The sequence below is a fragment of the Streptomyces pseudoechinosporeus genome (assembly GCF_054783935.1).
In genome coordinates, this window is the sequence record NZ_BAAGPS010000033.1 from 1 (window position 1) to 8,163 (window position 8,163).

General features: G+C 67.5%; 3 protein-coding genes and 2 pseudogenes. 4 read left to right on the forward strand and 1 reads right to left on the reverse strand.

Features of this window, described 5'->3' with window-relative positions:
• From ACYVO6_RS30720 to ACYVO6_RS30735, 4 genes and pseudogenes are all read left to right on the forward strand, one after another.
• Positions 1-116, forward strand: a pseudogene (locus tag ACYVO6_RS30720) (carbohydrate ABC transporter permease); the annotation flags it as partial.
• Positions 117-445: 329 nt separating this feature from the next.
• Positions 446-2,245: pseudogene (locus ACYVO6_RS30725) on the forward strand (RICIN domain-containing protein); the annotation flags it as partial.
• Positions 2,246-3,003: 758 nt separating this feature from the next.
• Positions 3,004-5,067 carry a glycoside hydrolase family 2 protein gene (locus ACYVO6_RS30730; protein ID WP_461066868.1) on the forward strand — a complete coding sequence of 688 codons (2,064 nt, stop codon included), beginning with the start codon at positions 3,004-3,006 and terminating at the stop codon, positions 5,065-5,067.
• Between the two features lie 423 nt (positions 5,068-5,490).
• Entirely contained in the window at positions 5,491-5,685 is a 195-nt protein-coding gene (locus ACYVO6_RS30735; protein ID WP_461066870.1) for a hypothetical protein, read from the forward strand.
• 576 nt (positions 5,686-6,261) lie between these two features.
• Here the strand turns inward: ACYVO6_RS30735 and ACYVO6_RS30740 are convergent.
• Positions 6,262-8,040 (reverse strand): pentapeptide repeat-containing protein, encoded by a 1,779-nt coding sequence (locus ACYVO6_RS30740; RefSeq protein WP_461066872.1) that lies wholly within the window; start codon positions 8,038-8,040, stop codon positions 6,262-6,264.
• Between the last annotated feature and the right edge of the window lie 123 nt (positions 8,041-8,163).

Here is an 8,163-nt window from a genome sequence, read left to right on the forward strand (position 1 = left end):
TGCTCCCGCTCGTCGTGACCGGCTCCCTGATCTCCATCGTGCCGCTCGTCATCGCCTTCCTCCTGCTCCAGCGCTACTGGCAGAGCGGCCTGGCCACCGGCGGCGTCAAGCAGTAACACCCCTAATTCTCCCGGAGGTTGTTTCATGGCGGATCTGCCCGCCCGCGTCCTGTTCGGCGCCGCGTCCGCGTCGTCCACAACTGGAGCTTGCAGCCCGTCAGTGTCGCTGCCCCCCATGGAGCTGATCCGACGTCCTGGACGACAGCCCGGTCCCCGTGGGCCGCCGAACTGGAGCTCGGCGCATGGGACGTGCGGGTGTTCGTGACCGGATGGGCAGGCGGCCCGTCCGACGGCGACCTCGCCTGAACCGCGCTCCGAACGGCCGTCACCGCGACGGTCGCCGAAGAACTGAGCATCACCCCTGGTCATCACTCAAAGGAGAGACAATGCAGACAAGACGGCTGGGAAAGGCGCTGGGAACCTTCATCGCGGGTTCAGCGCTGCTGGGCCTGACCATGAGCAGCGCGCAGGCGTACAACCCGACGGGCGGGATCCTGTACCAGCTCGGCGACGAACCGTGTCTGAAGGGCCGGGGCAACTGCGCGATCTACGTCAAGTCGGCGCAGCTGGAGAGTGGACGTCTCGTCGCGGCATTCGAGAAGGCCACGGTCGTCCCGGAGACGGGAAGCGCCGACGGAGAGACGATGCCGGTCTACAAGAGCGACGACTACGGAACCTCGTGGCAGCCGCTGGCGGACGTCAAGGCTCCGGCGTACCTCTCCAAGGACCCCCAGTACGCGAAGTACAAGAGCAACTGGGGAGCACCCTTTCTCTACACGCTTCCGCAGGACGTCGGCAAACTGAAGAAGGGCACGCTGCTCCTCGCGACCGTCGTGACGGGCGACGACCACTACTACCTCGAGCACAAGGCAGCCGACCCGAACTGGACGCCGTCCAACGACGGGGACCGCAGTGACATGGCGATCGCCCTGTACTCCAGCACCGACGACGGCGAGAGCTGGAAGGTCCTCAACGTCATCGCGACCGGCGGCTGGCAGGGCGGCAGCGCGGGCGCGGTCGGCAAGAACGTCGCCAAGGCGAACACGTACAAGCAGGTGGACCCCCTCTGGGAGCCGTACCTGATGGTCCACGACGGCCAGCTCGTCTGCTACTACTCCGACGAGAACGACTACCTGGGCTTCGACCCGGTCACCGGTGTGCCGCAGCTGGATCCGGACAACGACACCGCCCGGGACTCGCACGGCCAGATCCTGGTCCACAAGACCTGGAACGGCCGCGGCGCGCAGTGGAGCGAGCCCGTCGTCGACGTCGCCGGCCTGACCCAGGACATGGGCGGCGGCAAGACGCAGATCGGAGGCGGCCGGCCGGGCATGACGACCGTCGTCCCGACGACGGACGGCAAGTGGCTGCTCCCGTACGAGTTCTGGGGCGGCGGAACCAACACCCGGTACGTGGTCGCCGACGACCCGCTGAAGTTCTACCGCGGCTCCACGGACAACCCCGTCACCTCACTGCCGGTCGACGCCGGTTCGCGTCGTCTCGCGGTGAACGGCAGCCCGGTCGTCATCAACCTCCCCGACGGGCGCCTGGTGTACAACGCCGCAGGCAGCGGCAACGTCTGGGTCAACGAGAGCGGACGCAGCGACGGTGTGTGGAAGGAGTACCAGACGAATGCACCGGCCTCCTACACCCGCAACCTGCAGTACGTCGAGGGCACCGGCCGCATCTCGATCCTCAACCACCAGGGCACCTCGACGATCCGGTACTCCGAGGTCGACCAAGGCCGCTCGGAGGGCGCCTACTACCAGCTCGTGAACCGCAAGACCGGGCAGGTCATGGGCACCGGCGGCAAGACCAACGACGCCAACATCGGCAACGGGGACGTTCCCGACGTCCGCCTGGAGGACGCCGGCTCGGCGGCGAACAAGGACACCCAGTACTGGCACGTGGTGAACGCGCCGAAGGGCGGCACGACGCTGCTGAACAAGTCGGGCGGCCGCATGGCAGGCATCTGGACCGGGAACGCGACGGTCGGCCAGAGGATCGGCCAGTGGGTCGACAACAGCCCCACAGGCGTCTGGAACATCAGCAAGACCGCAGACGGCTACTACAAGTTCCAGGCGGCCAAGAACTCCAGCGTGTTCCTGACCGGCGCATCCGCCGGGGCGCCGCTGACCGTGCAGAACGCGGTCGCGGACGGCTCGCAGGAGTGGCAGCTCGTCCAGCAGGCGCCGACCTCCGCGGACCTGACGAAGGACAGGCGGTCGAAGCGTCTGACCGCGAGCAGCGTCGGGAGGAACGCCACCCTGTCGCTGAACGCCGCCGCCTCGGACCCGGCGGGCACGGCCCTGCACGCGAACAAGACCGGCCACGTCTACGCGTACGCAGCCGACGGGAAGGCCACTGACCTGGGCCCGGTCTCCTTCGACGAGGCCCAGAAGGGCAGCGTGGCCCTTCCGGCGACCATCGCGGGCGGAGAGAAGATCAAGATCGCGGTGGTCTTCGACGACACACCGCTGATGTGGGACGCGGTTACCGTCCGGGCCGCTGCCACCGGACGCTGATCCGTGGCCTTGGGGTGAGCCGGCTCGCCGGCTCACCCCAACCTCAGCTGGTTGTCCGTCACTCACAACGGGCTCACGCGGACTGCCTCTGCCGCGCATCGTCGCAGAGCTTCCACATGACCTACGGCCGCGCCGGCCGGCGCGCGTCGAGCATGTCCGAGAACTGCACCTGTGCGATTGCGGCGCAGCGATCCGGGAGAACCGCCGGCTGGACGCGAAGTGCGACCGGACAAGCCTCCCAGCCACTTCGAGCAGGCCGTCAGCCCGATCCGGGTGCCGCCGGCCCGCCGCGGTCGTCGGCGTAACGCCGCACCAAGAAAACCTTCTACCCCACCTTTGCGGAAGTGAGTTCTGAAATGACGGGTTTCCCTACTCGCCGACAGGTGCTGAGCGGGACAGCTGGAGGAGTACTGGCCTCATTGGCAGGGATTTCGATGGCCGGTGCCGCCTCCGCCGCTACGACGTACACGGCGCCGAATCCGCGTGTCTGGATCCATCTCAACAACGGGTGGCGATTCGTCAGAGCAGACGTCGCAGGTGCGGAAGCCCCCGGATTCGATGACTCCGGATGGACGTCGGTCAACACGCCCCACACCTGGAATGCCGTCGACGGTGCCGACGGCGGCAACAACTACTACCGCGGAGTGGGCTGGTACCGCCGCCACTACACCGTGCCTTCCGAACTGGCCGGGAAGAGGCTGTACCTGCAGTTCGCCGGGGTCAACCAGGTCGCCGACGTCTGGGTCAACGGCACATATCTCGGGCAGCACAAAGGTGGATACTCCCGCTTCAGGTTCGGCGCCACCGGCGTGCTCCTCCCCGGCGGGGACAACGTGATCGCGGTGAAGGTGACCAACACCCGCGACACCGGCATCGCGCCGGTGGGCGCGGACTACACCTTCCAGGGCGGCATCTACCGCAATGTGAGCCTGTGGGCCGTCGACGACCTTCATGTGCGGATGGAGGACTACGCGGGTCCCGGCATCTACCTGCGGCAGAGCGATGTGACCGCGGCGTCGGCCACGGTGACCGTGACGACGAAGCTGTGGAACGACAGCAGCACCACCAGATCGGTGGTGGTGCGGAGCGTCATCTCGGACCGCAACGGAGCCGTCGTCGCGGATACCAGCAGCACCGCACAGACCGTTGCCGCAGCCGCCGGAGCGGAGATCAGACAGACCGTCACCATCGACCGCCCCCACCTGTGGAACGGCCTGGCAGATCCGTACCTCTACAACGCCGGCGTGGAGATCCACGACGTCACCGCGGGCGCGGACAGGATCGCGGATGTGGTGACCGAACGCCTGGGCCTTCGCTCCATCGCCGTCGACGCCGACACCGGCTTCCACCTCAATGGCAGCCACCTCGGCCTGCACGGCGTCAACCTGCACCAGGACCAGGCCGTCAAGGGCTGGGCGATATCCGACGCCGATCACACACGGGACTTCGACCTCATCCGGGAACTCGGCGCCAACACCGTCCGGATGGCGCACTATCAGCACGACCAGAAGGACTACAACCTCGCCGACGAACGCGGGCTGATCGTCTGGGCGGAGATCCCGCTGGTCGACATCGTCACCGACTCGACCGCCTTCACCGCCAGCACCCAGAACCAACTACGCGAGCTGATCCGGCAGAACTACAACCACCCGTCGATCGCCTTCTGGGGCATCGGCAACGAACTCCTCGACTACAACGGCACCGCCACGAACAAGCTGCTCGCGTCACTGGCCGCCATCATCGAATCCGAGGACCCGGACCGGCTCTCCACCTACGCGGTGCGCGGCGAAGACCCCGACAACGCGCAGGCAGGACTGCACACGCAGACCACGGGCTTCAACAAGTACTACGGCTGGTACTACGGATCCAAGGACGACGACCTTGGCGCATGGGCGGACAACCTGCACACGAACTCCCCGTCCCGAAAGATCGCCATGTCGGAGTACGGCGTCGGCGCCAGCACCACCCAGCACGCCCTCAACCCGCCCAAGCCCGCACCGGGCGGATCCTGGCACCCCGAGGAGTACCAGTCGCTCTTCCACGAAGCGGCCTGGAAGCAGCTCGCCGCCCGTCCCTACGTCTGGGGCACATTCGTCTGGGCCATGTTCGACTTCGCTTCCGACGGCCGCAACGAAGGAGACCGGCCCGGAATCAACGACAAGGGCCTGGTCACCCGCGACCGGCAGATCCGCAAGGACGCCTTCTACTGGTACAAGGCCAACTGGGCGAGCACTCCAACCCTTTACATCACCAGCCGTCGCTGGACCCAGCGAACCGACGCCACCACCGAACTGAAGGTCTACTCCAACGCGGACAAGGTCACCGCCACCCTCAACGGCGCTTCCCTGGGGACCCTGAGCAGCAGCGACCACATTTTCAGGTGGGCCAACGTCACACTGAAGCCGGGGCGGAACACCGTGACAGTGACCGCAACCATCAACGGCTCCATGCACACCGACACGGTCGACTGGACTCTCGGTTGAGAACCTCAACTCCGAGGTTCCTGTTTTCAAGGCGATGCCGCGATGGACCGGCCGCTCCCACACCGCACCACCTTCGTGCCGGGCCCGGGCCGGCCGGGCACCGCGGCCCACGCCCCGCCCGGCGGGTGCGCGCCCTCTTGGCCGCTGGTGCTGCAAGCAGACGCCCGGATCCGTCACGGTCGACCTACGTTGCCTGCTTCCCCATCGCGCCGTGCATCGTCCATGATCTGCGTCGTACCGGCCGCGATGACGCAGCCGGATCCACTGGGGCGAGGTCACCTGTCGATGGGCGAACCTGGACGTCTCTCGACCGCCATGAGGTCAGGCTGCGGCCTGAGGTTGCCGATGTCGGCAGGGCCGTGCTCTGGTCGACTCGGTTCCCCTAGGTGGACTCGTGCCGGTGTATCGGGAAAGGGAGGGATCATGAACGTGAGCAGAGGCAGGCACGAACCACTCACGGTGACCTGGGAGATCGAGATCGCCGAGGGTGAGGATGCCGAGGATGAGGATGGAGAGGCGCTGGCACGCCACCAGGCACAAGCGGTGCTCGAGGTTCTGGCGTGGATCGTCGAGCAGCGACGCCAGGAGGACAGCCCGGCGGCGTCGGATACTAGCTGACTACGCGTTTCCCCTCCGCCGTCGTGGTCTACGTAGGGTTCGGACCTGCGACATGAACAAGATGCCCGTGCGATCCCCTCGCATGCGCCGCTGACCTGGGCTTTTCCATCCACTGTGAGTGTGCGGGGCAGCTCTCAAACTATCACCCACACGCGCCCCAGCAGCACCACAAGGGTGTACTGAGCCGCGCTGACCTGTGTATTCATGCGTCGCAGACTTGTGCCCCCGGCAGGATTCGAACCTGCGACACCCGCTTTAGGAGGGCAACGTGATCTATGACCTACGGCTCCTACCTGCATCTTTCTGTTCCAGAATGCCAGGCGGTGGTCCTGGGTGTGCAGGTTTCGCCTGTGATTCGGGGCCTGAGACGTGGCCAGTCACGCCCGCTGGCACTCGTCCCATCCGGGCGACCTGGGGGCGAGAGTGTCGGGCCGCACGCAAGATTTCAGTGGGCGAGGCTGTGACCTGGGCACTGAAATCTTCTGTGCGGCGGCTCATGGCGGTCCGGGCGCACCGGTTGCTTCAGTGTCCGGTGGCTGCGGCATTCTGCCGGCCCTGGCCGTGGGAGCGCTGGGGTCAGCGTTTGACGCGGTTGCGGACGGCCAGGACCGCCAGGCCCAACAGGACCGGCTCGGTCACGCGGGACGCCATCTCGATGTAGGTGCCGGCGGTGGTCAGGTCCTGGCCGGAGGAGCGGAACACCACCGAGTTGAGCGTGACGTTCAGGGCCTTCTCGAAGCGCTCGCCGGTGAACCTGTCCCCGGTGGGGTTCTGGGGATCAGCCTTGTCGATCTCGAAAGTGACCCTGCCGCCGCGGGACGGCACGGTGCCGGTCGCTTCCTGCTTCGGGGAGTCCTTCGGGAGCCCGAAGCCCATCAGCAGCATGATGGTGATGAGCATGGCGGCAGCGAGCCAGCCCAGGGCCCGGGAGGCGCGCAGGCCGTAGCCGGACAGCATCCAGTAGCCGTGCAGCAGTCCGCGTTCGGCCCGGGTGGTGCCGGTGCGGTCGTGGCGGCGCATCTCCATCTCGCCGTAGTAGAAATCCGCCGCCCCCGGCTCGTCCTTGCCGTCCTCGAACGCCTTGCGCAGCGCCCGGTACACCGGCGCCAGCTGCGCCGGTCCGACGTGTCCGGCGTCGAACACCGCCACGTTCCAGCCCGGGACCGCTGCCGGCCGGCGCGCGCGCCAGTGGTGTTCCTCGGCGAGGGTGCGGCGCTGGGTGAACCGCACCGGGCGCCAGCGCCGCCAGTGCGTGCCAGGCGGGACGCTGGCGAAGGAGCAGTCGCCCTCCAGCCGCAGCTGGTCCAGATGCACGGTCCCGGTGAACAGGCACCCCGACAGGTCGACGTCGGCCAGGACCAGATGCGCCGCGTCCACGCCACGCAGCGAGGCCATCCGCACCGTGGCGTCGGGCGCGTCGGCAAAAGCCTGCTCTGCCACCGGCCGTCCGTCGGAGCGAACGAAGGGGTCGGCCTCGGCGGCGATCGTGAGGGGGTACTCGAAGACGGCGTGGGAGAAGTCCACCGTGGCGTAGCGCAGACGCAACTCGGCCGTTGATGACCAGCGGGTCCGCCGACACTCCAGGCGGCGCGCGGCCAAGGAGAGGGTCACCGGGCCGCCGAACACCGCCCCGGACAACACCACCTGCCCGGCGCACACCAACGGCCCGAGGCTGACCGACCGTTCGAAAACCGCCTGCTCGAACCGGGCGTCGCGCTGGAAGGTCGCCGACCCGAACCAGGCGTCTTCCTGGAAGGTCGCCGACCTGAACCAGGCGGTGTCGTGGAAGGTCGCCGACCTGAACCAGGCGGTGTCGTGGAAGGTCGCCGAATCGAACCTGGCGTCGCGCTGGAAGGTCGCCGACCTGAACCAGGCGGTGTCGTGGAAGGTCGCCGACCTGAACCAGGCGACGCCCTGGAAGGTCGCCGACCCGAACCCGGCGTCGCCCTGGAAGGTCGCCGACCCAAACCCGGCGCGGCCCTGGAAGGTCGCCGACCCAAACCGAGCGTCGCCCTGGAAGGTCGCCGACCCAAACCGAGCGTCGCCCTGGAAGGTCGCCGACTCGAACCCGGCGATGCCGAGGCGCGGGTGTCCGGTGGCGGGGTCACGGAGGGCGACGAGGAGGGCATCGAGAAGGGGTTCGGTGAAGGGGGTACCGCGGTGGTCGATGTCGGCGCCGGGAGTCAGGCCGGCCAGGTAGGCGTCGCGGTCGGCGTCGTCCAGGTGGGCGAGGCATGTGGTGTGGCCGGGGACATGGATGCCGCGGCAGCCGACCGGGTCCTCCGTGGTGGTGCCGTGGCCACAGTGCGGCCAGGCAGGCGGAGTTAGGGCCGGTTCGGGGCTCGGGTGTGACATACCCGAAGGACGATCGAGCACGGTCGGATAGTTGCCGATCCAGCCTCCGAGGCCGGCACTTAGAGGGCGGTATGTGAGTGCACAGGTGATTTGTCGTCACCTGTGCACTCACATACCGCCCTC

Coding starts and splice junctions, on each gene's coding strand:
- ACYVO6_RS30740 (WP_461066872.1), bottom strand. CDS start 8,040: ATGTCACACCCGAGCCCCGAACCGGCCCTAACTCCGCCTGCCTGGCCG.
- ACYVO6_RS30735 (WP_461066870.1), top strand. CDS start 5,491: ATGAACGTGAGCAGAGGCAGGCACGAACCACTCACGGTGACCTGGGAG.